The organism is Streptomyces sp. AM8-1-1 (assembly GCF_032229325.1).
In the GTDB taxonomy this organism is placed as follows: domain Bacteria; phylum Actinomycetota; class Actinomycetes; order Streptomycetales; family Streptomycetaceae; genus Streptomyces; species Streptomyces achmelvichensis.
On sequence record NZ_CP135086.1, the window covers coordinates 2,783,256 to 2,806,957 of the forward strand.

Genomic DNA, 23,702 nt, shown 5'->3' on the forward strand with positions numbered 1-23,702 from the left:
GGTTCTCCGGACGGCGCCGGTACAGGAGTCGTCAGACGGGAGGGCGGTACGGACCTGGTCCGTACCGCCCTCCCGTGCGTTGCGCGTCAGCGCCCCGGCAGCCGGGTCACTTCAGCGCGAGCAGCAGGGTGTCGGAGGGTGAGCACCAGACCGGGCGGGCCTCGCCGAAGCCGGCCGTGCGCAGCGTCTCGGCGTGCCACCGGGCCGAGGGGGTCTCGCCGTCCGCGTGCTCGCCGTAGATCTCGTACCGGCGGGCGGTGGGCTCCGCCAGGACGGGGTCCTGACCGGCCAGGGCCCACCATTCGGCCCAGTCGACCGCTCCGGATTCCTTGGCTCGCTCCATCTGGACGTGCCGGTGGGCGCGCTCGACGGCGTTGATACGCGGGGTGGTGCGGTCGATCATGTGGTCGGCGTTCATGAAGACGCCGTCCGTGCGCACGAGCGAGGCGAGCTGCCCGTAGAGGGTGGCGAGCGGTCCGCTGCGCAGCCAGTGCAGGGCGGTCGCGGTGAGCACGGCGTCGTACGCGTCGTACGGCAGGTGCGACGTCCAGTCGGGGTCGGTCAGATCGGCGGTGACGAAGGTGACGCGGTCGTCGGCGGCGAAGGAGCCCCGGGCGATGGTCAACAGCGCTGGGTCCAGGTCGACACCCGTGCTGGTGGCCTTCGGGAACCGCTTGAGGACCCGGTCCGTAATACTTCCCGTACCGCACGCGAGGTCCAGCACTCGTGGTTCGGGGCCCACCGTGGCCTCGACCATGTCCAGCATGATCCGGAACCGCTCCTCGCGGTCGGGCATGTACCACTCCTGCTGGCGGTCCCAGCTCTCCTGCCAGGCCTGCCAGTCGGTGCCCGCACCCTTGCTCGTCACTGTCTCCGACACCGGAAACCTCCCGTCCGTAATACCCTCGAAGCAGCATCAGCTGTTACGCAGACCCTAGACCGCCGCGGTAAGGACTACAAGTGGAACTGGCCTATTACTCGGACTACGCCGTGCGCCTGGTCAACACCGAGGAGCCGGCCCGTAACAAGGACTCCCTCACCTCGGTGGACGCCGTACGGGAACTGTTCGGCGAGTCCACACAGTCCGCGCGCCGCGCGACCGACGCGGACGTCACCCGGTTCCGTTCCGTGCGGGGCCGGCTGCGGGCGGTCTTCACGGCGGCCGACGGCGGCGACGAGACGGGAGCCGTCGACCTGCTGAACTCGCTGCTGCTGGAGTTTCCGGTCAGCCCGCAGATCTCCGGCCACGATTTCCGGGACGACGACGGCCGCCCGAAGTGGCACATGCACCTGGCCGACCACCCGTCGAACGCGACCGCCGGATACGCCGCGATCGCCGCGATGGGTCTGGCGTTCCACCTCACGGAGTACGGGGTCGACCGGCTCGGCCTGTGCCAGGCGCTGCCCTGCCGCAACGCCTACCTCGACACCTCCACCAACCGCTCCCGGCGCTACTGCTCGGACCGCTGCGCGACCCGTGCCAACGTGGCCGCCTACCGCGCCCGCAAGCGCCTGGAGACCGAGCGGTCGGAGAGTACGGGACGTACCGCGGAGAGCGCCCAGGAGGCGAGCCCGCGGGCGGATCGCTGATCCTCCGCGAGCGGGCGGTATCTCCCCCGCACCCGTCCCAGCAGCAGTTCGTGGGGCACCGATCCGAACACCCGGCTGTCGCCCTCGGCCCCCGGGTTGTCCCCCAGCACCCACCAGCCGTCCTCGCGCCACTCCACCAGCCGCTTCACGATGAGCAGATCCTGCTGGAGGGGATGGCGCAGCACGGCGATGTCCCCGGGCTTCACCTCGGCGCCGTAGTGCACCAGCAGTTGATCGCCGTGCCTGAGCGTCGGATACATGGACGGCCCCGTCACTTCGGCCACCCCGAACGGCGCTCTCGGCTCCCGCCCCTGCTCACTCATCCGCCACCTCCGAGCCCCTCGGTATGTTCGGCCACCAGTCCCATACTGACCCTGGACTTTTGTCCTAAGCCCTAGGGGGCACTCGCGAAAACAGGTCTCTCACGGAGTAATGTCCCACCTGAGAAGACGATCACGAGGAAGGACAGCTCAATGCTTTCCCGCCTGTTTGCCCCCAAGGTGAAGGTCAGCGCCCACTGCGACCTGCCTTGCGGTGTCTACGACCCGGCCCAGGCCCGCATCGAGGCCGAGTCGGTCAAGGCCGTCCAGGAGAAGTACCAGGCCAACGAGGACCCGCACTTCCGGGCCCGCGCCACGGTCATCAAGGAGCAGCGAGCCGAGCTCGCGAAGCACCACGTCTCGGTGCTCTGGAGCGACTACTTCAAGCCGCCGCACTTCGAGAAGTACCCGGAGCTGCACCAGCTGGTGAACGACGCGCTCAAGGCGCTGTCGACCGCCAAGGGCTCGACGGACCCGGCGACGGGCCAGAAGGCGCTGGACTACATCGCCCAGATCGACAAGATCTTCTGGGAGACCAAGAAGGCTTGATCCGATCCGTCGGATCGCTTCGCGCTCCTGCCGCACCCGGCTCCCCGTCCTGGGGGCCGGGTGCGGTCGTTCGTCTCCCGGGGCGCACACGATCGGGAGCGGTGGTGCGGCCCCGCCTCCCGCGACCTCAAGATCTCCTCAGATCATGGATGATCACATGACAGGTATTGATCAACTCCCCTAGGGTCCCTCGTGACCACCGCCTTCAGGGCGGGAAACAAAAGGGGAGTTCACTCTTGCGTAAGTTTTCTCGAATGGCCGCATGCATCCTGGGCGCGGCTGGAATCGCCGCTTCGACGGTTGCTACGGCTCCCGCGGCTCACGCTGCGGCAAACGGCGGGTGCTGGACCTACTACGCGTCGCCCGACCCCCGCAACCCCAGGGCTCAGATGTCCGTGACGCCTTGCATCAAGAAGGCCTCCGCGGGCGTCGTGGCCCCCTCCGCCAAGTTCACCAAGAACACACACTGGAAGACTCCGAAGGGCTGCCAGATCATCATCACGGCCGTTCGGGCGGGCGACCGCAAGATCATGTCGCGCAAGGCCCACGCGTGCCCGACGGCGGCCACGACCAACAAGGTGTTCACCGCACCCACGTTCCGCGCCACGAGCGGCCAGTACACAACCTTCGTTCTCGTCACGAAGCAGGATGAGCTCACGCAGAATGCCCGGAGCCAGTTCCTGAAGATGTAGCAGCACAGCGATGGGGCAGCCTCCCGGAGGGGCTGCCCGATCGGCCGTGTGTCCGGCCTCTTGCTGCGGACCGCCTCGTACCGGGACCTGTGCGCGGAACATCACCGCGACGCTGCCCCGCCCGACGGCCGGCAGCGTCAGCGCCCCCGCCGCAGGCGGACCCCCTTCTCCGGATCGGTCATGGCGTCATCCTGCAGGGCGCCACCGACACTCCGCGGGCCCGGACCGGAGCCCCGGCCCGCGGTGGCGGTTCAGTCCAGGGAACGGAAGAAGTCACGTACGTCCTGGGTGAAGAGGTCCGGCTGCTCCAGGGGAAGGAAGTTGCCGCCGCGCTCCAGCTCCGACCAGTACGTGATGTTGTGCTCGCGCTCGGCGAAACGGCGGATGGCGATGTCGGTGGTGAGCGCCACCGCGACTCCTGTCGGTACGGTCCCGCGCTCCTTGGGGGCCCACGCCGCCGGGTCGTGAGCCGACTCGTAGTAGAGGTTCGCCGACGAGCCCGCGGTGGCCGTGAACCAGTACAGACTCACGTTGGTGAGCAGGTGGTCGCGACCGACCGCGTCCTCGGGCAGGTCCTTCTCGGCGTCCGTCCACTCCTTGAACTTCTCGACGATCCAGGCCAGTTGACCGACCGGCGAGTCGTGCAGTCCGTGGGCCAGGGTGTGCGGGCGGGTCGACTGGATGACGTTGAAGCCCATCATGTCGTCACGGAAGTTCTGGAGCCGGGCGAGGCGGCCCTGTTCGGCTTCGGTCAGACCCTCGAAGTCGGCGGGGTCGTCGGACGGGAAGACGATGAAGCCGTTGACGTGGATGCCGATGACTCGGTCCGGCGCCTGCCGGCCCATCTCGGTCGCGATCCAGGCGCCGCCGCCGGTGCCCTGAACGCCGTAACGCCCGTACCCGAGAAGGGACATGAGCTCGGTGTACGCGGCGGCGATGCGGCCGTTGTTCCATCCCGGCGCGCTGAGCGGACCGGAGAAGCCCACGCCGGGCGTACTCGCGACGACGACGTGGAAGTCCTCGGACAGCGGACGGATCACCTCGACGTACTCGATGATCGAGGCGGGCCAATCGTGCATCAGCAGCAGCGGTGTGGCGTCCGGGTTCTCGGAGCGCACATGCAGGAAGTGGATGTTCTGCCCGTCGACCTCGGCGATGAACTGCGGGAACTCGTTGAGCGCCTTCTCGGCCGCCCGCCAGTCGTAGTTCTCGGCCCAGTACTCGGCGAGCCCTTGCAGATAGCCGGCCGGCACGCCGCGGCTCCAGCCGGTGCCCGGGACCTCGGCGCCCCAGCGGGTGCGGCGCAGCCGGTCGCGCAGGTCGTCGATGTCGGCCTGCGGGATCTCGATGCGGAAGGGGCGGATCTGTGCGGAGGTGTCGGTGTCCATGAACAGAACGGTAGAAGGCGATTAGGCACGTTCGGTTCCTGAATTGCTGGCAGTCTCGACTTCATGCTGGAAACCTCCGCACGACTGCTGCGTCTGCTGTCCCTGCTCCAGACGGCCCGTGAGTGGCCGGGCACCGAACTGGCCGAGCGGCTGGGGGTGAGCGGCCGTACGGTGCGCAACGACATCGACCGGCTCCGCGAACTCGGTTATCCCGTCGACGCCACCCGTGGCCCGGCCGGCGGTTATCGGCTCGCGGCGGGCACCGCGATGCCCCCGCTGCTGCTGGACGACGAGGAGGCGGTCGCGGTGACGATCGCGCTGCGCACGGTCGCTCAGGGCGCGCTCTCGGGCATGGAGGAGACGTCGCTGCGGGCGCTGGCGAAGCTGGAGCAGGTTCTCCCCGCACGGCTGCGCCGGCGGGTGCAGACGCTGCAGACGTACACGGTGCCGGTCCCGGCCGACCAGCCGCGGCCGGCCGTGGACGCCGATGTACTGACGGTCCTGACGGCCGCCTGCCGGGACCGCGAGCGGCTGCGGTTCGACTACCGCGCCCACGACGGTTCGGCGTCCCGCCGGGTGACCGAACCGCACCGGGTGGTCTCCTGGGGGCGGCGCTGGTATCTGGTGGCGTGGGACGTGGAGCGCGGGGACTGGCGCACCTTCCGGGTGGACCGGATCCAGCCGCGAACTCCCACGGGACCCCGGTTCGCGCCGCGCGAACTGCCCGACGGCGGCGATGCGGCGACCTACGTCGCTCGGCGCGTCTCGGCGGCCGGCTGGCGCCACCGCGCCCGGGTCACCGTGCACGCCCCGGCGGAGGCCGTCGCCGAACGCATCAATCCGGCTGTCGGGGTGGTCGAGGCGCTCGACGACTCCACGTGCGTCCTCGACACCGGCGCGGACTCCGTCGAGACGCTGGGCGTGTATCTCGGCATGCTGGGCCACGACTTCGACGTCACCGGCCCCCCTGAGCTGCTCGCTCATCTACGGGAGCTGGCGCGGCGCTACGAGCGCTCGACCCCCGCGTCCTGACCGGCCGCTCGCCGCGGTGCACGACGACGACCGCCACGAGCGCGAGCGCGAGGCCGAGCCCGGTCTGCAGCCCGAACGGCTCACCGAACATCAGCGCGCCCCAGACCGCCGTCACCGGCGCCATCAGGAACATCAGTGTGTTCACCCGGGTGACCCCGGAGCGACGCAGCACCAGCCAGTACAGCCCGTATCCGCCGAAGGTGGAGAGCACCACCAGCCAGCCGACCGCCAGCCAGAACGAGCCCTCGGCGGGCGGTGCCGTCGCCCCGAAGGCGGCCGCGAGAGCGGTGAAGACGACCGCACTGGTGGCGCAGTGGACGGTCATGGCGACCGAGGGGGCGACGGGCGTGCGGGTGCGGCCCTCCAGGAACGTGGCCGCGACCAGGGAGAGCATCCCGGCGAACGGGACCGCGTACGCCCAGGGCGGGACGCCGTGCACCGCCGAGGCGTCTGCGAGGGTGACGACGGTGACGCCGGAAATGCCCAGCCAGAGACCGAGCCACTGCCGGCGCGAGACGTACTGCCGCAGCAGCGGCCCCGCGAGCGCGCCCGCGACCAGCGGCTGGGTGCCGTCGATCAGCGCGGTGGTGCCGCTGGAGACGCCGAGCTGGATCGCCGCGTAGACGGTGAGCAGATAGCCGCTCTGCGACAGGGCTCCGATCACGGTCTGCCGCAGGACGTCCCGGGCCGTGAGGCCGCGCCAGGACGCGCGGGCGACGAGCGCCGAGACCAGGGCGAGGACGAGGGCCAGCGGCAGGAACCGCCACATCAGGACCGTCACGGCGTCGGCACTGCCCGCGCCGAGTTTGGCCCCGATGAAGCCGGAGCTCCAGCAGAGGACGAAGGCCGCGGAGAGCAGGACGTTCATGTCGGTCGCACCGCCCGGGAAGCAGGTATACAGATCGGTCTACCTCTTCCACTATACAGATCGGTATACTCGACGGCATGAGCAGCACCACGGCCCCGCACCGCATCGCCATGACCCCGGGCGCCCGCCGCGCGCTGGACGCCGCCTCACGTCTCTTCTACGAACGCGGCATCCACGCGGTCGGCGTCGACCTGATCGCCGCCGAGGCGGGGGTGACCAAGAAGACCCTCTACGACCGGTTCGGCTCCAAGGACCAGATCGTCGTGGAGTACCTGGCGGCGCGCGACGAACAGTGGCGGGCCTTCCTCGCCGAGCGCCTGAACGGGGCCGGGCCGGAACCGGACGCCCGCGTCCTGGCCGTCTTCGACGCCTCCCGCGTGTGGGCGGGCGAGCACAGCACGCGCGGCTGCAGCATGGTCAACGCCCATGCAGAGATCAGCGATCCTGCGCATCCCGCGTTCCCGCTCATCACCGGCCAGAAGGCGTGGATGCTCGGGCTCTTCACCGACCTGGCCCGGGATGCCGGGGCCAAGGACCCCGACACCCTCGGCCGCACTCTGATGCTGCTGCACGAGGGCGCACTCGTGGCGCACGGCCTGAACGTCTTCCCCGACGCGCTCGGCGCCGCGCGCGAACAGGCGCGTTCCCTGCTCGCGACGAGCTGAACCGGTTCGCGAGCTGCTGAGCCCGGCGCCTGCTCCGAGCCAGCCGCCCGGACCTCTGAAGCGGGTTCGTGTCCGGCACAGCCGGCTCGTGTCCGGCACAGCCGGCTCGTGTCCAGCTGAGCCTGCTTCCGACGGGCCGAGCCGGGCGCCATTCCGAGCCGGGCCGCGCATCCCGTCGCCGCTCCCGCCCGCCCGGTTTCAGGGCACGCAGGTCACGGGCGCCGGCAGGAGCGGGCTGTTGTTCCGCAGCAGCCAGTGCCGGTAGGTGGCCGCCCGGGACGCCGCCTCGCGGTAGGCGCTCTCCAGATCGGCATACACGGCCTCGTAGAGCTCGTACGCACCGGGCAGCGAGAACAGCAACAGCCGTACCGCCAGGGGGTCTCCGCGGAGGGGGCGGATCGCCATGTCGTCGCGCGGCCCCGAGGTGGGCTGACAGGGGGCGACCGCCTCGCCGACCGCTATCAGGGAGGCGGCCGTGTGGTAATCCCCGTGCAGGACACGCGGGTTGAGCCCGGCCGCCCGAGGACCCTGCGCAGCCCGTCCCATTCGCCGTCCACCGTGGGGTCGACGATCCATCGGTCTTCGGCCAGATCGGCGAGCTCGACCACGGGAGTCGCGGCGGCCGGATGATCACGTGCCATGGAGATGAACTGCGGTTCGCGCTCGACCAGGACGCGTACCGACAGTCCGTCAGGCACCTGCAGCGGACAGCCCTCCACCTCGTGCACGAAAGCGACATCGAGCTGACCCGCGGCGACCATCCTGAGCAGGGCGTTCGCGGAGACGTCGACATGCAGCGAGATGTCCGTGCCGGGCAGCCGCTGCCTGAGTCTTCGAAGCCAGCCGGCGAGCGCACGGCTCGCGGTGGATCCGATCCGTAACCGGGGGCCGCCGGCTCTGCCCGCCGCGGCTCTGGCCTCGACGACCAGGGCCGCCATTTCGGCCACCAGGGGGCGGGCCCTGCTCAGGACGGCGCGGCCCAGCGGGGTGGGCCGGCAGCCGGAGCGTTCACGGGAGAACAGCTCCGCGCCGAGGGAGTTCTCGATACGCCGCAGCTGGGTCGTCAAAGACGGCTGACTGACGCCCAGTTGTCGGGCTGCCTTGTGCAGGCTGCCCGTGTCCGCAATCGCGCACAGGGCGCGGAGGTGCCTCACCTCGAGCTCCATGTCCCGAGAGTAGGGCGGCACCAACTGCCACACCAGACACATAGTTCGGGCACAGGGGACGGACAGGACAGGTGATGCCCCGGAGTTATCGGCAGTTGACATCATCCGCACGAGGGGGCGGCTCCCCGACACTCTGACGCACCGAACCCGTTCATAGGACGAGTAGGAGCCCCCCATGCGTCACCTGAGAACCGTACTCTCCACGGCAGTCGGACTCGGCCTCGCGGCCGCGCTCTCCGCCGTGCCCGCGACCGCTGCGACGACGGCCAACTCCCCTGCGGCCACCGCGCACACGTCGTACGCCGCCTACGAAGGATCCTCCGAGGACGCCAAGGCGACCAAGGCGTTCTTCGACGCGGTCGTCAAGTCCGTGGCCGAGAAGCGCGCCGCCAACCCGGGCGCGCAGGCCGTGACCGTCGTCTACAACGCCTCCAGCGCACCGACCTTCCGCTCGCAGATATCCCGCAGCACCCAGATCTGGAACAGCTCGGTCACCAACGTCCGGCTCCAGGAAGGCAGCAGCCCGGACTTCCGGTACTACGAGGGCAATGACTCCCGCGGCTCGTACGCGAGCACCGACGGCCACGGCCGCGGCTACATCTTCCTCGACTACCGCCAGAACCAGCAGTACAACTCGACCCGGGTCACGGCCCACGAGACCGGGCACGTGCTCGGCCTGCCGGACCACTACTCGGGCCCGTGCAGCGAACTGATGTCGGGCGGCGGTCCCGGCACGTCCTGCCAGAACGCCAACCCGAATGCCGCGGAGCGCGCGCGGGTGAACGCCCTGTGGGCGAACGGCCTGGCGGCAGCGATCGCCAAGGTCTCCTGACGCGCTGACACCCGCCCCAGCCGCAGGGGCGGACCGCGACACGAGGGGCGTCCTGCGACAAGTGGCAGGGCGCCCCTCCGCTGTTTCACACCTAGGGTTGCGCCATGACCGATCCGAGTGAGCGCACCGGGACGCTCTACGAGGCCGTGGGCGGCACCGAGACCTTGCGGCGACTGAGCAACACCTTCTACGAGGCCGTCCTGGCGGATCCGCTGCTCGCCCCCGTCTTCGCCGGCTTCACGACCACCCACATCGAGCATGTCGCGGTGTGGCTGGCCGAGATCTTCGACGGGCCCGCCCGCTTCACCGGCGAACTGGGCGGCCATCAGTCCCTGCTCCGCGCCCATCTGGGCCTGCGGATCACCGAGGAGCAGCGGCTGCGCTGGATGGAGCTGATGACCGCAGCGGTGGACAAGGAGCTCCCCGACGACGAGCTGCTGCGCCGCCGGGTGCTGGAGTACTTCGAGTGGGGCACGAAGATCGCCCGTGATGTGTCGGCCGAGCCGCCGGGCACGGATCTGGGAGATCCGGGCCCCACCCCTCGCTGGGGCTGGGAGGGCCTGCGCTGAGCCCGGTGCGGCTCAGGCCTTGACCGGGCCCGGAGCTCCGGCCGGTGTTCCGGTCCCGCTGCGGGTGTGCGCCCGCGGCTCAGGCCCCGACCGCTGCGTGCGCCCCCAGCTCCGCGCCCGGCGGAAGCTGCTCGCGGATGCGGCCGAACGCCTCATCGAAGTCGCCGCTGGCCACTCCGGACTCGTACGCCGTCCCTCCGTAGTGCAGGGTCAGATTGAGGTCCGAGCGGTCGAGGAACCCTCCCGGCTTCGGCTCGCCGAGCGTCAGCAGGCAGCTGAGTGTGGCCCGCTGGACGGCGCCGGCCGTGTACACGGGCAGCGGTATGTCCCACTCCAGCACGCACGAGGACAGCAACGCCTCGCCCCCGACGGCTCGCAGGGCGGCGAACGTCGCCCCTTCGTACTCAACACCCCTGATGCGCGTGCGCAGTTGCCGTTCGTGCGCCGCGATCGATACCGCTTCCGCGCCCTGCCGGTCGCGGTACCAGCCCGCCCAGACTTCCGTCGACTCCGATGACATGGCGCGGACTGTAGCGGTACCGCACCCGCCGCCGAACAGCAGGGATGCCTCAGGGACCGGGCCGGGGCTCCTCAGGCGGTGTCGACGGCCCGGCCGGGCGGGTCACCCGGCCGCTCGCCCCCGGATTCGGCGCTCTGCGCGCAGTCGGGATTGTGGCAGGGGCCTGGGCCCCAGAAGGGGACGTACGCCCCGAGAGTCTTGCGTCGCTTCGTCACGGTACCGACAGGCTGTCCGCACGCCGGGCATCGGTGCTCGGTCTGCGGGCTGCGGACGGTCCGACGTCCTTCGCTGCCCATATCTCCAGGATATGGCGGTACGGACGGACAGGACACCCGGCGGTCAGCGCTTCCTGAGGTACCTCCTGACGAGGACGCCGTTGTCGAATGCGCGCACGGAGTCGAGCGTGAACGCGTCGACCCGGAAATCCGCAGCGAACATGGGCATGCCGGTGCCGAGCGCCACCGGATAGGTCTTGATGACGAGCTCGTCGACCTCCTCCCTGAGCTGACCGGCGAGATCGGCACCACCGCAGAGGTAGATCCCGAGGCCCTCCTCCTGCTTGAGCTCCCGGACCTTGGCGGCGACGTCCCCGGAGACGATCTCCACATGCGGGTCGGGCGACTCGGTGATGCTGCGGGACGCCACGTACTCCCGCAGATGGGCGTACGGGCTGGTGATCTTGGCTTGGAGCGCGAGGTCGTAGCTGCCCCGCCCCTGGATGATCGTGTCGTACTCGGTGTTCGGGACGTCGTCGACACCGAGCGCCTGACGGCCGGCGGTGGGCAGGGTGTCCGGGGCTTCCGTCCTGAGGTACTCCAGGAAGTCCCCGGCCACGTACTGCATGAAGCACTCGCCGCTGCCGTCCGGGGCTCCGATGAAGCCGTCGATCGACGCCGCGATGAAATAGCTCAGCTTGCGCAAGACAGAATCACCTTCGGTCGTGGAGGATCCGCCGGGACCTGGCGAACCACTCCACTCATAGTGCTTCAATCATAGTGGTCCAGCAAGGGCTTTTCCCCTCCCGGATCCGGCGGGCCCGAACGGCACCGCGGACTTCAACGGCCCCGCGGCTCCCGCCACATCGGCCACATCACCGGGCCGTCCGGCAGGTGCACCGCCGTGCCCGTGAAGGTGAAGCCCAGCCGCTCGTACAGCCTTCTGCTGCCCGGGTTGCTCGCCTCCAGATAGGCGGGAACTCCGTCCCGGTCGCAGCGCTCCAGTGCGGGGGCCAGCAGCGCCGTCCCCCGGCCCTGCCCCTGGTGCTGCGGCGAGACAGCGATCAGCTGGAGGTACTCGTGGGACCGGTCGTGCGGATGGACCTCGTCCGTCAGCCGGCCGACCGTCTCCGCCCGGGCGCGGCTCCGTCCGGCGATCGCCATCAGCCGGGCCCCCGTTTCGTCGTCGACGTCCCCCTCCCCCGCGGCCCCGGGCTTGCGCGGGAACCAGAGGGCCGAGGCCGAGCCGTCCTCGGTGACATCGACCCGGCCCACCGCGAGGGCAAGGTCGAGAAACACCGCCAGGAAGGGGGCGTGGGCCCGGTGGAGCTCGGCCGGGTCCGGGAAGACCCACCGGCTCACCGGATCGTCCCGGAACGCCTCATGGATGAGGTGGACGAGTTCCTCGCGGTCCTCCACCGTCGCCTGCCGTACCTCCACGCTCATCGGTCTCCGCCTCTCGCCCCCGCGTCGCGTCCATGTCGCCTTCGGTCAACCCGCCTCCATGGTCGGTGAGTGGGGGCCCTCAACGGGTACGACGGGTGACGAATTCGGCCAGGGCCAGCAGATCCCCCGCGGCCCCCAGATCGGGCACCGCCCGGGAGAGCTCATGGACGGCGCGGGCCATCCGGTCGGCTGCCTGCAACTGCGCCCAGTCCCGGCCCCCGGCCCGGTCTACCGCCTCGGCGGCCCGGCGCACCGTCGCGGCGTTCATGGGTCCCCGGTACAGCTCGGCCAGTTCCGCCCCGGCGGCGGTGCCGGAGGTCAGGGCGGCCACCACCGGCAGCGACTTCTTGTGCGCGGCCAGATCGGCACCCGCCGGTTTCCCCGTCCGGTCGGGGTCGCCCCAGATGCCGATGAGATCGTCGATCAACTGGAACGCGAGGCCGGCCTCCCTGCCGAACGCGTCCATGGCTGCGGTCTCCTCCTCCCCCGCTCCGGCGTACAGGGCTCCGAGCGCGCAGGCGCACCCCAGCAGCGCCCCGGTCTTGGCGGTCGCCATCTCGAGGCACTCGTCGAGGGACACGTCGTTCGGCGCACGCTCCTCGAAGGCACAGTCCGCCTGCTGTCCTGCGCACAGCTCGATCACACAGTCCGCGAGCCGCCGGGACGCAGCCGCGGACGCCGGATGGTGGTCCTCGGCGAGCAGACGCAGCGCGACGGCGAACATGGCGTCACCCGCGATGATCGCGTCGGGGGTGCCGAAGACGGTCCAGGCGGTGGGGCGGTGTCTTCGGGTCGGGTCCTCGTCGATGACATCGTCGTGGAGCAGTGTGAAGTTGTGCGCCAGCTCGACGGCTGCCGCGGCCGGCACGGCGAGGCGCTGGTTCCCCCCGAGTGCCCTGGTGGCGGCGAGGACGAGCGCCGGCCGGATGGCCTTGCCGGTGGATCCCGCGGCCGGGGTTCCATCCGCGTGCTCCCAGCCGAAGTGGTACATCGCGACCCGGCGCAGGGAGCCGGGCAGGGAGTCGATGGCTGCTCGTAGTTGGGGATCGACGACCTCGCGGGTGCGGTCCAGAAGGGCGATGGCCTCACGGCCCTCGACGGCCTCCGACATGGTCAACTGTGCGGTCCTTTCGGGGATCCGGTGCGAGGTTGCGGCCGGTTGCTCCGCTCCGAGGAGGGCGGCCGGGAGCGCGGGTAGCAGGCGCACTCCCGGCCGCCGGCCGGGTCACCTCCAGCGGCTCACCTCCACGTTCTCCAGGACGCCGAGGGCGTCGGGCACCAGCACCGCTGCCGAGTAGTAGGCCGTGACGAGGTAGGAGATGATCGCCTGCTCGTCGATGCCCATGAAGCGCACGGACAGACTCGGCTCGATCTCGTCCGGGATGCCGGACTGCTGAAGGCCGATGACTCCCTGTTCGGCCTCGCCGGTACGCATACAGATGATCGAGGTGGTCCTGGCCTCGGTGACCGGGATCTTGTTGCACGGGAAGATCGGGACACCCCGCCAGGCCGGCAGATGGTGGCCGGCGACCTCGACACTGTCCGGGACGAGCCCGCGCCGGTTGCACTCACGCCCGAAGGCGGCGATGGCGCGTGGGTGGGCGAGGAACATCTTCGAACCGCGCCGGCGCGACAGCAGTTCGTCCATGTCGTCCGGGCTGGGCGCGCCGTCGTGCGGCTGGAGGCGCTGTCCGTAGTCGCAGTTGGCCAGGAGACCGAAGTCCCGGTTGTTGATGAGCTCGTCCTCCTGGCGCTCGCGCAGCGCCTCCACGGTGAGCCGCAACTGCTGCTCGGTCTGGTTCATCGGCTGGTTGTAGAGGTCGGCGACCCGGCTGTGCACCTTCAGCACCGTCTGGGCGACGCTCAGTTCGTACTCGCGCGGCGCACCCTCGTAGTCCACGAAGGTGTGCGGGACGAGGGCTTCGCCGACATGGCCCGCGGACAGGTCGATCGCGGCCTCGCCGTACTTGTTCGTCCGCTGATGCGGAAGTGCGGCGAGCCCCGCCAGATGGGCGCGGAGCGAGTCGGCGCGCTCCGCGAGGTTCAGCACGTCGTCCCGGGTCAGCACCAGGACCGTACAGGCGGTGGCGGCGCGGGCGGTGTAGTCCCAGGTGGCGTCGCGGTCCACCAGGGACTGCTCGCCGAAGTAGGCGCCGTCGGCGAGGACTCCGAGCACCGCCTCGTCGCCGTAGGGCCCGGTGCCGATCTGCTCCACCCGGCCGTGCGCCAGGAGGTAGACACGGTCGGCGGCCGACCCCGCCGGGGCCACCACCTCGCCCGCCGCGAACTCCCGCTGCTCGCAGCGGTTCGCCAGCTCGGCCAGCACCGACTCCTCGCCGTACTCCCGGAGGGCCGGCAGCTCGCCCAGCTCCGCCGGGATGACCGACACGCGGTCGCCGGTCTGCACAAACGTCACGCGCCCGTCGCCCACGGAGTAGCTCAGGCGGCGGTTCACCCGGTAGGTGCCACCCTGCACCTGCACCCAGGGCAGCATGCGCAGCAGCCACCGAGAGGTGATCTCCTGCATCTGCGGCACCGACTTGGTGGTGGTCGCAAGGTTCCGCGCGGCGGCCGTACCGAGGCTCTGCTGCTTCGGCGTGTGCTGCTCACGGACCTCGTCGCCGACAGAGCCAACCGAACCAACCGACATTAGGACTCCCTCTCGATCATGGTCTGACCTGCGAGAGAAAGCCTTTCAGTACGCAGAGTGCTGCCGCCATTACACAAACGGATGGGACTACTTATCCCCCAGTGGGGCACATGGGGCGGAAGCCGGTCGTCCGGTCCGGTGACCGGATCGGCTCGATCACCGCCCGAACAAGTGGTCCGGCCGCGGGAGTTCGGGTAGAAGCCCGGTACGACGCATCCGGCGTCCACCACCCCCACCATCCCCCACCATCCCCCACACCCACCATCCCCATCCCCCACCCCAGGGAGCTCCACCGATGGCCGCACCCATGTCCGCGAGCAGGTTCCTCGACGCCTTACGCGACGAGGGACTGACAGTCGTCCAGGTCGGCGAATGGCGCACGCACAACCGCAACCACAAGGGCCCGTGGGGCCCGGTGCACGGCGTGATGATCCACCACACGGTCACCAAGGGCACCGCGAACACCGTCCGTATCTGCCGCGACGGCTACGCATCCCTGCCCGGCCCGCTGTGCCACGGTGTCATCGCCAAGGACGGCAAGGTCCATCTCGTCGGCTACGGCCGCGCCAACCACGCGGGCCTGGGCGACGACGACGTCCTGCGCGCCGTGATAGCGGAGAAGGCACTCCCCGCCGACAACGAGGCGAACACCGACGGGAACCGCCACTTCTACGGCTTCGAGTGCGAGAACCTGGGCGACGGCAAGGACCCCTGGCCGGCCGTCCAGCTGGAGGCGATCGAGAAGGCGGCGGCCGCCGTCTGCCGCCACCACGGCTGGAACTCACGGTCGGTGATCGGTCACCTCGAATGGCAGCCGGGCAAGATCGACCCGCGCGGCTTCACCATGAAGGCCATGCGGGAACGCATCACCGAACGCCTGAAGTGACAATGGCCGTGTGCCACCGGAAGCGCTCGACCTCACCGCCGCCCTGCGGCCCCGTCTGCCGTCGCCGCTGCAGCCGGTCGAGGACGAGCGTTTCTCCCGGCACGGCATACGCCTGCTGCTCAAGCGCGACGATCTGATCCACCCCGACCTGCCGGGCAACAAGTGGCGCAAACTGGCGCCGAATCTGCGGGCGGCCGCGGGCCGCCCGCTGCTGACCTTCGGCGGCGCCTACTCCAACCATCTGCGGGCGACGGCCGCCGCCGGCCGGCTGCTGGGCTTCCCCACGGTCGGCGTGGTCCGCGGCGACGAACTGGCGTCCCGGCCGCTCAACCCGTCCCTCGCGCAGTGCGCGGCGGACGGCATGCTCCTGGTGTTCGTGGACCGCACCACCTACCGGTCGAAGAACGACCCCCAGGTGCTGGCCCGGATCCTGGGAGCAGCGGCGGAGGCGCGGGCCGATGGACCGGCACACCACCTGGACGCCGCGGACGACTTCTACCTCGTGCCCGAGGGCGGCAGCAACGCTCTCGCCGCACGCGGCTGCACAGCCCTCGGACACGAACTCCGGCAGCTGGCGGACGTGGTCGCCGTCGCCTGCGGCACCGGAGGAACGCTCGCCGGCCTCGCCGCGGGCCTCGCGCCGCGGCAGCGCGCCATCGGCTTCCCCGTCCTGCGGGGCGGGTTCCTCGCCGGGGAGACGGCGCGTCTCCAGCGGGAGGCCTTCGGTGGCCGCACCGGCGACTGGACGCTCGACGAGCGCTTCCACTGCGGCGGATACGCGCGCTCCACTCCCGGGCTGGATGCGTTCGCCGATGAGTTCGAGGCGCGCCACGGACTGCCGGTCGAGCGGCTGTATGTGGCCAAAATGCTCTACGGTCTGGCCACCCTGGCCGCCGAGGGTGCGTTCCCGCCGGGCACCACCATCGCCGCCGTGGTGACGGGCCGGCCGGACTCCCCCGAGCCCTCGGAAGCGCCCTGACCCGGCCCGGCCCCGTCCTCCCGACAGCTCTATCCGGCCTCCTCGCGGTACGCCGCCGCCTCCTCCAGATCCAGCCGCCGCAGCAGCGTCCGCATCATCTCGTCGTCGATCCGCCGCTCGTCCCGCAGCTGCACGAAGACCTCGCGCTCCGCTCCGATCATCTGCCGGGCGAGCCTGCGGTAGGTGTCGTCCGCCGACTCCCCGGTCGCTTCGTTCACCGCGCCGAGCCGCTCCCAGACGGAGTTCCGCCGGCGCTCCAGGACCGTGCGCAGTCGTTCCTCCAGCGGCTGGGGCAGTGCGTTGGCACTGTCGTCGAGCAGTTCGTCGAGCCGCCGGTCCGCCGCCTCGGAGGCCTCGTTCTGGGCCTGGGCCTCGGCGAGCGTCTCGGCATAGGTGTCGCGCTGCGGCAGCTTCAGCTTGCGGATCAGGACCGGCAGGGTCAGCCCCTGCACCACGAGCGTGCCGATGACCGTCGTGAAGGTCAGGAACAGCACGAGGTTGCGCGCAGGGAAGGCCTCGCCGTCGGCCGTGGTCAGCGGGATCGAGAAGGCGATCGCCATGGAGACGACCCCGCGCATCCCGGCCCAGCCGACGATCACGGGCGATTTCCAGTCGGTGTCCGGTTCCCGCTCCCGGACGCGTGAGGACAACAGCCGCGGCAGATACGTCCCCGGGAAGACCCAGACGTACCGCACCACCACCACGCAGACGAAGACCGCGAAGGCGTACCAGAGGGACTCGCCCACCCCGTAGTTGCCGAGGCCGTCCAGGACGTACGGCAGTTGCAGTCCGATCAGCGCGAACACGGCGGACTCCAGGATGAAGGCGATCATCCGCCACACGGCGTCCTCCTGGAGCCGCGTCTCGAAGTCGACCTGCCACGAGCGGTGCCCGAGGTAGAGCGCCACGACGACCACGGCGAGGACGCCGGAGGCGTGGACGTGCTCGGCCGCCGCGTAGGCGACGAAGGGGATGAGCAACGACAGCGTGTTCTGCAGCAGCGCTTCCTTCAGATGCGTCCGCAGCCAGTGGAGCGGCACCATCAGCAGCAGGCCGACGGCGATGCCGCCGAGCGAGGCCAGGGCGAATTCCCCGATGCCGCCCGCCCAGCTCGCTCCTTCGCCCACGGCGGCGGCCAGCGCCACCTTGAACGCGGTGATCGCGGTGGCGTCGTTCACCAGGGACTCGCCCTGGAGGATCGTGGTGATGCGGTTCGGCAGCCCGAGCCGGCGGGCGATCGCGGTGGCGGCCACCGCGTCCGGCGGAGCGATCACGGCCCCGAGGACCAGCGCCGCCGTCAGGGGCAGGTCGGGCACCAGCAGATAGGCGAGGTACCCCACCACGAGCGTCGCGAAGAGCACATAGCCGACCGAGAGCAGCGCGACGGGCCGGATGTTGGCCTTCAGATCGAGGTAGGAACTGTCGACCGCCGCCTTGTGCAGCAACGGCGGCAGCACCAGCGGGAGCACGATGTGCGGATCGAGCGTGTAGTCCGGGACTCCGGGCAGGTACGCGCAGATCAGCCCCGCCGCCACGAGCAGCAGGGGTACGGGTACGGGCGACCTGCGGGCCAGCCCGGCGATCGCGGCGCTGCCCGCGATCAGCGCCACCAGTGGCAATACGTCCATCTCTCGCCGTCCCTCGGTCCGTCCACGCCTCGTCCGGCACCCACCGCCGTAATCTGGCAATCATGAGCGAGTGTGCGCATGCAGCAGAACTGCCCGTCCCCGCACCGGCCGCGCTGACCGACACCTGCGCGGAGTGCGATGCGGGCGGCACCCATCCCGTGCACCTGCGACTCTGCCTGACCTGTGGGCATGTGGGGTGCTGCGACTCCTCGCCGATGCGCCACGCGTCGGCACATTTCGCGGAGACGGGCCATCCGGTGATGCGCAGTTTCGAGCCGGGAGAGAACTGGCGGTGGTGCTTCGTGGACGGTTCGATCGTCTGAAGCCTGGGTACGTCAACCCTCCGCCGGTTCCTCACAATTGGGCCCGCAGACCTCTAGCCACTGTGTGTGGTCATATGCTTACCATGAGTGACGGCCCTCGAGTGGGGGTCCGGCGACAGGGCACCATGGATCGCGATAGCGTCGCCGGGCCAGTACCGGCTGCGTTCTGATTGCGTAGCCACGGCTTCGGGATCTTTCTCCCGCGGCCCCGAAAGAGCTTGTGCCACCTTGGAGGTGAGGGTGTCCCAGATCGCAGGCGAGCCCGGGACTCAGGACTTCGTGGAAGTCCGGCTGCCCGCTGCGGGTGCCTATCTGTCCGTGCTGCGTACGGCGACGGCCGGTCTCGCAGCGCGCTTGGACTTCACCCTCGACGAGATCGAGGATCTGCGGATCGCGGTCGACGAGGCGTGCGCGATCCTGCTGCAGCAGGCGGTTCCCGGCTCCGTCCTCAGCTGTGTGTTCCGCCTGGTCGACGACTCGCTCGAGGTCACGGTCTCGGCGCCGACGACCGACGGCCGGGCGCCGGAGCGCGACACCTTCGCCTGGACGGTGCTCTCCGCACTGGCCGGCAAGGTCGACTCCTCGGTCGCCGACGACCGTACGGTCTCCATCAGCCTGTACAAACAGCGCGGCGCGGGACCCGGGCCGGCGTGAGGAACGGGGACGGTCCGGTGCGGAACGAGCCACCCGCGGTGCACGGCATCCCGGAGCAGCAGGCGCGGCCGCACCCGGTGGACGGCCTTTTGGACGCGGCGGAGCAGGCGCAGGCAGAGCGGGCGGCCCATATGAGCGAGCACGTGCACGAGCAGCAGCACCACGATCCACATGACCGCAGCGGGGCGCGGGCGATGTTCATCGAGCTTCGCAAGCTGCCCGACGGCTCCTCGGAGCGGGCGGCCCTGCGCAACCAGCTGGTGCGCATGCATCTGCCGCTGGTCGAGCACCTGGCGCGGCGCTTCCGCAACCGCGGTGAGCCGCTGGACGACCTCACCCAGGTCGCGACGATCGGTCTGATCAAGTCGGTGGACCGGTTCGACCCGGATCGTGGTGTCGAGTTCTCGACCTACGCGACGCCGACGGTCGTCGGTGAGATCAAGCGCCACTTCCGGGACAAGGGCTGGGCGGTCCGCGTCCCGCGCCGGCTTCAGGAGCTGAGGCTCGCCCTGACCACGGCGACCGCCGAACTCTCCCAGCAGCACGGCCGCTCCCCGACGGTCCACGAGCTCGCCGAGCGTCTGGGCATCTCGGAGGAGGAGGTCCTGGAGGGCCTGGAGTCGGCGAACGCGTACTCCACGCTGTCCCTGGACGTCCCCGACACCGACGACGAGTCGCCCGCCGTCGCGGACACCCTCGGCGCCGAGGACGAGGCGCTGGAAGGTGTCGAGTACCGCGAGTCGCTGAAGCCGCTGCTGGAGGATCTCCCGCCGCGGGAGAAGCGCATCCTGCTGCTGCGGTTCTTCGGCAACATGACCCAGTCGCAGATCGCGCAGGAGGTCGGCATCTCCCAGATGCACGTCTCGCGGCTGCTGGCCCGCACCCTCGCGCAGCTGCGGGAGCGGCTGCTCGTCGAGGAGTAGCAGAGCCGCACTCGGTCGTGCGGGCCGCCTACGAGGCGTCGTGGGCGCCCGGGCCGCGGATGCCGAGGGCTTCCGTGGTCGCCGGGTTGACCAGCAGCACCAGACCGGCCACCGCGACGATCGCGGTCACGATGCCGAGCGGGATCAGCGCGCCGGAGGAACGCAGCAGCGTCCAGGCCGGGATCAGCGCCATGAGGTGGGTGATCAGCGCGGGGCCCCGGCTCCAGCTGCGCAGCCGCAGCAGTCCGCGGGCGGCGATCAGCGGGATCGCGCCGAGTGCGATGAGTGTCACACCGCCCATCTCCGCCTGCGTGGGGCTGTCCGGCCGGCCGAGGAGGCCCATGACGAGCAGATAGACACCGCCCGCGACAAGTGCCAGCCCTTCGAGGCCGGACACCGCGGCAGCGGCGGTCAGGCGGACGGGGCGGGGGGTCTGGTCGGTGCTCACCCCAGCAGGGTAGCCCGCCCCCAGGTCCCGGACTGGGCCAGGTACCGCACGGTAGGTACTCTGCATCGCATGCGCGCACTCCTCGTGGTCAATCCGGCAGCAACCACCACCAGTGCCCGCACTCGTGACGTCCTGATCCACGCTCTCGCCAGCGAGATGAAGATAGAGGCGGTCACGACCGAGTACCGCGGCCACGCCCGCGACCTCGGGCGCCGGGCGGCCGATTCGGACGACATCGACATGGTCGTCGCCCTCGGCGGCGACGGCACGGTGAACGAGGTCGTCAACGGTCTGCTGCACCGCGGCCCCGACCCGGACCGTCTCCCCCGTCTCGCCGTCGTCCCCGGCGGATCCACCAATGTCTTCGCCCGCGCGCTCGGCCTGCCGAACGACGCCGTGGAGGCCACCGGCGCGATCCTGGATGCGCTGAGTGACCAGAGCGAGCGCACCGTAGGACTGGGGCTCGCCTCCGGCACGCCGGGGACCGAGGACGAGGCGGCACCCGCGCGGTGGTTCACCTTCTGCGCCGGGCTCGGTTTCGACGCCGGAGTGGTCGGCCGGGTCGAACAGCAGAGGGAGCGCGGCAAGCGGTCGACGCACGCCCTGTATCTGCGCCAGGTGGCCCGCCAGTTCCTCGACGACCCCCACCGCCGGCACGGGCTGATCACCCTGGAGCGCCCCGGCGCGGACCCCGTCAGCGACCTCGTGCTCTCCATAATCTGCAACACCTCCCCCTGGACCTACCTGGGCAATCGTCCGGTGTACGCGTCCCCGGAGGCCTCCTTCGACACCGCGCTGGACGTGCTCGCGCTGTCCAAGATGTCCACCCCCGCCATGGCTCGTTATGCGACCCAGCTGCTGACGTCGAGCCCCGAGCGCGGTCCGCACGGTAAGCACGCGGTCACACTGCACGACCTGACGGACTTCACCTTGAAATCCAAGGTTCCACTGCCCTTCCAGATGGACGGCGACCACCTGGGACTGCGCACCAGCGTGACGTTCACAGGCGTACGCCGTGCACTGCGTGTGATTGTGTGAGTGGAAGGCCCGAACCGCCTTTATCTCGAACGTATGGGCTGGGCTCCACCCCATAGAAGTACGGCTGTGACCTAGTCGACACCGAGGAATCAAAAAAAACTTTCCGGAAGGGGTTGTATCCGCAGCCGAGGTTTGCGAATCTCTACATGGCGATCGGGACGGCCCGCAGGATCGGCCCCCACAGACCGCCAGAACCCCTCCCAAAACCTCAGGACCACGCCGGTTCGTCCGGCGGTCGGCCCTTCCGTTGCGGGGGGATTCGTGAAAGCGTTCACATTCACAAGCAACGTGCATGTAATACCAAGGAGAGGTAGCAGCCATGGACTGGCGTCACAACGCCGTTTGCCGCGAGGAAGACCCCGAGCTCTTCTTCCCCATCGGCAACACCGGTCCTGCGCTGCTGCAGATCGAGGAAGCCAAGGCCGTCTGCCGTCGCTGCCCCGTCATGGAGCAGTGTCTGCAGTGGGCGCTCGAGTCCGGCCAGGACTCCGGCGTCTGGGGTGGCCTCAGCGAGGACGAGCGCCGCGCAATGAAGCGCCGCGCCGCTCGCAACCGGGCGCGTAACGCAAGCGCCTGATCGCCACCGCTACGAGCCTGAGCCCGGCGGCACGTACAGAGCGTACGCATACCCCGCCCCCGAGCCGCAGCGCGCAGCAGTAGACCCAACAGCATTCGAGCCCCGGACCGTATCGATTACGGTCCGGGGCTCGCTGCTGTGACGGGCGCCCCGGCCTTGCCCGCGGCCCCGCCCGACTGCCGTGATCCGGTTGCTACTTGTGCGCCTGGACCGGTATGTCGAGCACGACCCGCGTCCCTCGGCCCGGTGCGGGCACCGGCACCATGTCGAAGGTGCCGCCCAACTCGCCTTCCACCAGCGTCCGGACGATCTGGAGACCGAGGTTGCCGGTCCGCTGCGCGTCGAAGCCCTCGGGCAGCCCGCAGCCGTCGTCCTGGACGGTGATGAGCAGCCGGCTGTCGACCCGCTGGTCGCCGCGTACGGCCGACACCTCGACCGAGCCGTGTCCGCCCGCCGGATAGGCGTGCTCCAGGGCGTTCTGCAGGATCTCCGTGAGCACCATGGCCAGCGGGGTGGCCACCTCGGCGTCGAGGATGCCGAAGCGGCCGGTACGGCGGCACTCGACCTTGCCCGGGGAGATCTCGGCGACCATCGCGATGACGCGATCGGCGATCTCGTCGAACTCCACGCGCTCGTCCAGGTTCTGCGACAGCGTCTCGTGGACGATGGCGATGGAACCGACGCGCCGCACCGCCTCGTTCAGCGCTTCGCGGCCGCGCACGGAGTCCATCCGGCGCGCCTGGAGCCGCAACAGGGCGGCGACCGTCTGGAGGTTGTTCTTCACCCGGTGGTGGATCTCCCGGATGGTGGCGTCCTTCGTGATCAACTCGCGCTCGCGGCGTCGCAGTTCCGTGACGTCGCGCAGCAGGACGAGCGACCCGATGCGGGTGCCCTTCGGCTTGAGCGGAATGGCGCGCAGCTGGATGACCCCGCCGTTCCCCTCGACCTCGGTCTCCCGGGGGGCGTAGCCGCTGGCCAGTTTGACCAGGGCCTCGTCGACGGGGCCACGGGAGGGCGCGAGTTCGGCGGTCGTCTGGCCGAGGTGGTGCCCGACGAGATCGGACGCGAGGCCGAGACGGTGGTACGCGGAGAGACCGTTGGGGCTGGCGTACTGGACGACGCCGTCCGCGTCGAGCCGGATGAGGCCGTCGCCGACCCGCGGGGAGGCGTCCATGTCGACCTGCTGGCCGGGGAAGGGGAACGATCCTGCGGCGATCATCTGGGCGAGGTCGGACGCGGACTGGAGGTAGGTGAGCTCCAGCCGGCTCGGGGTCCGCACGGTCAGCAGATTCGTGTTGCGTGCGATGACGCCGAGAACCCGGCCCTCGCGCCGGACGGGGATGGACTCGACCCGTACCGGCACCTCCTCGCGCCACTCCGGGTCGCCCTCGCGCACGATCCTGCCCTCGTCGAGCGCGGCGTCCAGCAGTGGCCGCCGGCCGCGGGGAACGAGATGGCCGACCATGTCGTCCTGGTACGAGGTGGGGCCGGTGTTCGGCCGCATCTGGGCGACGGACACATAGCGCGTACCGTCGCGGGTGGGCACCCACAGGACGAGGTCGGCGAAAGAGAGGTCGGAGAGCAGCTGCCACTCCGAGACCAGCAGATGCAGCCACTCGAGGTCGGATTCACTCAGGGCTGTGTGCTGGCGTACGAGGTCGTTCATGGAGGGCACAGGTGCGAGCGTACCCGCGGTGCGGAGTGCGGGTTTCGAACAGACCTCGGCGCCCGGGCCGGAAAACGA

General features: G+C 70.2%; 26 protein-coding genes and 1 pseudogene. 14 read left to right on the plus strand and 13 right to left on the minus strand.

Annotated elements, in window-relative coordinates; all coding sequences use genetic code 11:
• Window positions 1-106: 106 nt before the first annotated feature.
• A complete protein-coding gene (locus tag RPQ07_RS12385; RefSeq protein ID WP_313948872.1) occupies window positions 107-796 on the minus strand; it encodes a class I SAM-dependent methyltransferase in 690 nt (229 codons plus the stop codon).
• A gap of 164 nt (window positions 797-960) precedes the next feature.
• Between RPQ07_RS12385 and RPQ07_RS12390 the strand changes: the two genes are divergently transcribed.
• The gene (locus RPQ07_RS12390; protein WP_313944177.1) at window positions 961-1,590 is read left to right on the plus strand and encodes a CGNR zinc finger domain-containing protein; all 630 of its coding nucleotides are present in this window, start codon (window positions 961-963) and stop codon (window positions 1,588-1,590) included.
• Here RPQ07_RS12390 and sodX read toward each other — a convergent pair.
• Entirely contained in the window at window positions 1,494-1,913 is a 420-nt protein-coding gene (gene sodX / locus RPQ07_RS12395) for a nickel-type superoxide dismutase maturation protease (protein WP_313944178.1), read from the minus strand. The genes RPQ07_RS12390 and sodX overlap by 97 nt on opposite strands.
• Before the next feature lie 150 nt (window positions 1,914-2,063).
• Between sodX and sodN the strand changes: the two genes are divergently transcribed.
• Window positions 2,064-2,459 (plus strand): superoxide dismutase, Ni, encoded by a 396-nt coding sequence (gene sodN, locus RPQ07_RS12400; protein WP_313944179.1) that lies wholly within the window; start codon window positions 2,064-2,066, stop codon window positions 2,457-2,459.
• 254 nt (window positions 2,460-2,713) lie between these two features.
• Window positions 2,714-3,151, plus strand: coding sequence for a hypothetical protein (locus RPQ07_RS12405; RefSeq protein ID WP_313944180.1), 438 nt, complete (start codon window positions 2,714-2,716; stop codon window positions 3,149-3,151).
• A 251-nt stretch (window positions 3,152-3,402) separates the two neighbouring features.
• On the opposite strand, the gene RPQ07_RS12410 is transcribed toward RPQ07_RS12405, so the two are convergent.
• On the minus strand, window positions 3,403-4,539 hold the full coding sequence (locus RPQ07_RS12410; protein ID WP_313944181.1) for an epoxide hydrolase: 1,137 nt from the start codon (window positions 4,537-4,539) through the stop codon (window positions 3,403-3,405).
• 63 nt (window positions 4,540-4,602) lie between these two features.
• Here RPQ07_RS12410 and RPQ07_RS12415 point away from each other — a divergent pair, with 63 nt between their 5' ends.
• Window positions 4,603-5,571, plus strand: coding sequence for a YafY family protein (locus tag RPQ07_RS12415; protein ID WP_313944182.1), 969 nt, complete (start codon window positions 4,603-4,605; stop codon window positions 5,569-5,571).
• On the opposite strand, the gene RPQ07_RS12420 is transcribed toward RPQ07_RS12415, so the two are convergent.
• Window positions 5,495-6,439, minus strand: a complete 945-nt coding sequence (locus RPQ07_RS12420; RefSeq protein ID WP_313944183.1) for a DMT family transporter — start codon at window positions 6,437-6,439, stop codon at window positions 5,495-5,497. The two genes, RPQ07_RS12415 and RPQ07_RS12420, sit on opposite strands and share 77 nt — an antisense overlap.
• A gap of 77 nt (window positions 6,440-6,516) precedes the next feature.
• Here RPQ07_RS12420 and RPQ07_RS12425 point away from each other — a divergent pair, with 77 nt between their 5' ends.
• A complete protein-coding gene (locus RPQ07_RS12425; protein WP_313944184.1) occupies window positions 6,517-7,104 on the plus strand; it encodes a TetR/AcrR family transcriptional regulator in 588 nt (195 codons plus the stop codon).
• 198 nt (window positions 7,105-7,302) lie between these two features.
• Here the strand turns inward: RPQ07_RS12425 and RPQ07_RS12430 are convergent.
• A pseudogene (locus RPQ07_RS12430) lies at window positions 7,303-8,270 on the minus strand (LysR family transcriptional regulator).
• A gap of 175 nt (window positions 8,271-8,445) precedes the next feature.
• Here RPQ07_RS12430 and snpA point away from each other — a divergent pair.
• Window positions 8,446-9,102, plus strand: a complete 657-nt coding sequence (gene snpA, locus RPQ07_RS12435; protein ID WP_313944185.1) for a snapalysin — start codon at window positions 8,446-8,448, stop codon at window positions 9,100-9,102.
• A gap of 104 nt (window positions 9,103-9,206) precedes the next feature.
• Window positions 9,207-9,671 carry a group II truncated hemoglobin gene (locus tag RPQ07_RS12440; RefSeq protein WP_313944186.1) on the plus strand — a complete coding sequence of 155 codons (465 nt, stop codon included), beginning with the start codon at window positions 9,207-9,209 and terminating at the stop codon, window positions 9,669-9,671.
• A 79-nt stretch (window positions 9,672-9,750) separates the two neighbouring features.
• Here the strand turns inward: RPQ07_RS12440 and RPQ07_RS12445 are convergent, their stop codons facing one another.
• The 5 genes from RPQ07_RS12445 to RPQ07_RS12470 form a co-directional block, all read right to left on the minus strand.
• Window positions 9,751-10,191 (minus strand): DUF6304 family protein, encoded by a 441-nt coding sequence (locus RPQ07_RS12445; protein WP_313944187.1) that lies wholly within the window; start codon window positions 10,189-10,191, stop codon window positions 9,751-9,753.
• Window positions 10,192-10,530: 339 nt separating this feature from the next.
• Window positions 10,531-11,112, minus strand: a complete 582-nt coding sequence (locus tag RPQ07_RS12455) for a dihydrofolate reductase family protein (protein ID WP_313944189.1) — start codon at window positions 11,110-11,112, stop codon at window positions 10,531-10,533.
• Window positions 11,113-11,246: 134 nt separating this feature from the next.
• Window positions 11,247-11,852: a GNAT family N-acetyltransferase gene (locus RPQ07_RS12460; protein ID WP_313944190.1), complete on the minus strand. Its 606-nt coding sequence runs from the start codon at window positions 11,850-11,852 to the stop codon at window positions 11,247-11,249.
• A gap of 79 nt (window positions 11,853-11,931) precedes the next feature.
• Window positions 11,932-12,963, minus strand: a complete 1,032-nt coding sequence (locus RPQ07_RS12465; protein WP_313948873.1) for a family 2 encapsulin nanocompartment cargo protein polyprenyl transferase — start codon at window positions 12,961-12,963, stop codon at window positions 11,932-11,934.
• 114 nt (window positions 12,964-13,077) lie between these two features.
• Complete coding sequence (locus tag RPQ07_RS12470) at window positions 13,078-14,502, minus strand: family 2B encapsulin nanocompartment shell protein (protein WP_313944191.1); 1,425 nt, start codon at window positions 14,500-14,502, stop codon at window positions 13,078-13,080.
• A 295-nt stretch (window positions 14,503-14,797) separates the two neighbouring features.
• Between RPQ07_RS12470 and RPQ07_RS12475 the strand changes: the two genes are divergently transcribed.
• Both RPQ07_RS12475 and RPQ07_RS12480 read left to right on the plus strand, forming a co-directional pair.
• Window positions 14,798-15,388 carry an N-acetylmuramoyl-L-alanine amidase gene (locus RPQ07_RS12475; RefSeq protein ID WP_313944192.1) on the plus strand — a complete coding sequence of 197 codons (591 nt, stop codon included), beginning with the start codon at window positions 14,798-14,800 and terminating at the stop codon, window positions 15,386-15,388.
• 10 nt (window positions 15,389-15,398) lie between these two features.
• Window positions 15,399-16,367, plus strand: a complete 969-nt coding sequence (locus tag RPQ07_RS12480) for a 1-aminocyclopropane-1-carboxylate deaminase/D-cysteine desulfhydrase (protein ID WP_313944193.1) — start codon at window positions 15,399-15,401, stop codon at window positions 16,365-16,367.
• A gap of 29 nt (window positions 16,368-16,396) precedes the next feature.
• Here the strand turns inward: RPQ07_RS12480 and RPQ07_RS12485 are convergent, their stop codons facing one another.
• Window positions 16,397-17,995 carry a Na+/H+ antiporter gene (locus tag RPQ07_RS12485; RefSeq protein ID WP_313944194.1) on the minus strand — a complete coding sequence of 533 codons (1,599 nt, stop codon included), beginning with the start codon at window positions 17,993-17,995 and terminating at the stop codon, window positions 16,397-16,399.
• A gap of 62 nt (window positions 17,996-18,057) precedes the next feature.
• Between RPQ07_RS12485 and RPQ07_RS12490 the strand changes: the two genes are divergently transcribed.
• From RPQ07_RS12490 to RPQ07_RS12500, 3 genes are all read left to right on the plus strand, one after another.
• Window positions 18,058-18,318: a UBP-type zinc finger domain-containing protein gene (locus RPQ07_RS12490; RefSeq protein WP_313944195.1), complete on the plus strand. Its 261-nt coding sequence runs from the start codon at window positions 18,058-18,060 to the stop codon at window positions 18,316-18,318.
• Between the two features lie 240 nt (window positions 18,319-18,558).
• Complete coding sequence (locus tag RPQ07_RS12495; RefSeq protein WP_018845530.1) at window positions 18,559-18,972, plus strand: anti-sigma regulatory factor; 414 nt, start codon at window positions 18,559-18,561, stop codon at window positions 18,970-18,972.
• Between the two features lie 17 nt (window positions 18,973-18,989).
• Window positions 18,990-19,895 (plus strand): RNA polymerase sigma factor SigF, encoded by a 906-nt coding sequence (locus tag RPQ07_RS12500; RefSeq protein WP_313944196.1) that lies wholly within the window; start codon window positions 18,990-18,992, stop codon window positions 19,893-19,895.
• A 28-nt stretch (window positions 19,896-19,923) separates the two neighbouring features.
• On the opposite strand, the gene RPQ07_RS12505 is transcribed toward RPQ07_RS12500, so the two are convergent.
• Window positions 19,924-20,343 (minus strand): hypothetical protein, encoded by a 420-nt coding sequence (locus RPQ07_RS12505; RefSeq protein ID WP_313944197.1) that lies wholly within the window; start codon window positions 20,341-20,343, stop codon window positions 19,924-19,926.
• A 69-nt stretch (window positions 20,344-20,412) separates the two neighbouring features.
• Here RPQ07_RS12505 and RPQ07_RS12510 point away from each other — a divergent pair, with 69 nt between their 5' ends.
• Together RPQ07_RS12510 and RPQ07_RS12515 are read left to right on the plus strand one after the other, a co-directional pair.
• Window positions 20,413-21,381, plus strand: a complete 969-nt coding sequence (locus RPQ07_RS12510) for a diacylglycerol/lipid kinase family protein (RefSeq protein WP_313944198.1) — start codon at window positions 20,413-20,415, stop codon at window positions 21,379-21,381.
• A gap of 319 nt (window positions 21,382-21,700) precedes the next feature.
• The gene (locus tag RPQ07_RS12515) at window positions 21,701-21,958 is read left to right on the plus strand and encodes a WhiB family transcriptional regulator (protein WP_003953983.1); all 258 of its coding nucleotides are present in this window, start codon (window positions 21,701-21,703) and stop codon (window positions 21,956-21,958) included.
• A 193-nt stretch (window positions 21,959-22,151) separates the two neighbouring features.
• Here RPQ07_RS12515 and RPQ07_RS12520 read toward each other — a convergent pair whose 3' ends face one another.
• Window positions 22,152-23,624 (minus strand): PAS domain-containing sensor histidine kinase, encoded by a 1,473-nt coding sequence (locus tag RPQ07_RS12520; protein WP_313948874.1) that lies wholly within the window; start codon window positions 23,622-23,624, stop codon window positions 22,152-22,154.
• Between the last annotated feature and the right edge of the window lie 78 nt (window positions 23,625-23,702).